Raw genomic sequence first — 1,264 nt, 5'->3', positions numbered from 1 at the left:
AGTTTCTTATCTTTTAAAAAATTTTTCGCATTTTAAAATTTCCTCTTGCAAAAATAAGAATTCCCCGCTATAATCTAAAATGTACTTAAGTTTTGGGGGCTTAGCTCAGCTGGGAGAGCGCTTGCATGGCATGCAAGAGGTCGTCGGTTCGATCCCGATAGTCTCCATTTGTATGTAAACCCTTTGCGTCGGGCAAAGGGTTTTTTCTATTTCTATAGACCTTCTTTCATTCTCTTTATGTATTAGTTCTTCCAAAATTTCCATTTTAGGTCACAAATAATAAATGAAAAGCAGTTGCAGCATCCGATCGAAAAAGATATAATCTTATAAAACCAAGTTGTTTAATAGGAATAGGGGGAATTAGAATGACCAAACATAGTTTTCTCATCCTGCATGGCTTAGGAGGAAGTGGAGATGAGCATTGGCAGACATGGTTAGCTAATGAGCTAATGAAAAGAAATTATCATGTTCGTTATCCAACCTTCTCTAATTTCCATTCTCCCGAGAAAAAGGTATGGCTTGAAGAATTAGCTGAGGTAATAAAGACAATACCTAAAACTCAGCCCTTAACAATTATTACTCACAGCCTAGGCTGTCTGCTGTGGCTCCATTATACGGCCAGCCAAAATCAAAGAATAGCTAAGCAGGTAATCCTTGTTGCACCTCCGTCACCGACAAGGGTACTTGAGGCGGCAAAATCATTTTTTCCTGTTCCCTTGGAAAAGAAGCATCTAACTACTGCAGCTGAGGAAACATTATTTGTTCATTCTTCTAATGATCCCTATTGCAGACTTGAGGATGCTAAAAACTATGTGAACATTGGCTTGCCTGCACTCATTCTGCCAAATATGGGCCATATCAATGTGGATTCCGGGCACGGAAAATGGCCATGGATATTAAAGACATCGCTATCAAATGAGGCAATTGTTCTAACAAGTTAAATATTGTTGTATACAACGGATTCTGATGTTTATTACATCAGAGCCCATTTAATTTTTAAGGGTGTTTTATTCTCTGCAAGAATCTATACTTCCTTTCCCCAAGCCCGCGGACGGCTAATCCTCCGTCACTTGAAATTACTTCACCTGTTATAGCCCGTGCCTGTTCCGAGGCAAGCAGCAAATAGGCTCCAACATGGGCTGTTTCAACAAAATTGGATTTTTTTGTTATAAATAATCCCCTACTTGAAAAGACTAGACTATCATAAAGAAATGGAGGATTATTTGGTATGCCTGAAAGATGTTTTTATTGTTCTGATGAACTC

General features: G+C 38.7%; 1 protein-coding gene and 1 tRNA gene. Both read left to right on the top strand.

Annotated features, from left to right (window positions below; genetic code table 11):
• The first annotated feature begins 94 nt into the window (after nt 1-94).
• A tRNA-Ala gene (locus BFU02S_RS15895) sits at nt 95-167 on the top strand.
• Nucleotides 168-365: 198 nt separating this feature from the next.
• The gene (locus tag BFU02S_RS15890; protein ID WP_066372786.1) at nt 366-941 is read left to right on the top strand and encodes an RBBP9/YdeN family alpha/beta hydrolase; all 576 of its coding nucleotides are present in this window, start codon (nt 366-368) and stop codon (nt 939-941) included.
• Nucleotides 942-1,264: the final 323 nt, after the last annotated feature.

The organism is Neobacillus fumarioli NBRC 102428, assembly GCF_001591485.1.
Lineage (GTDB): Bacteria > Bacillota > Bacilli > Bacillales > Cytobacillaceae > Neobacillus > Neobacillus fumarioli.
The sequence above is the reverse complement of the archived record's forward strand: the minus strand, read 5'-3'. Positions and strand labels throughout refer to the sequence as shown.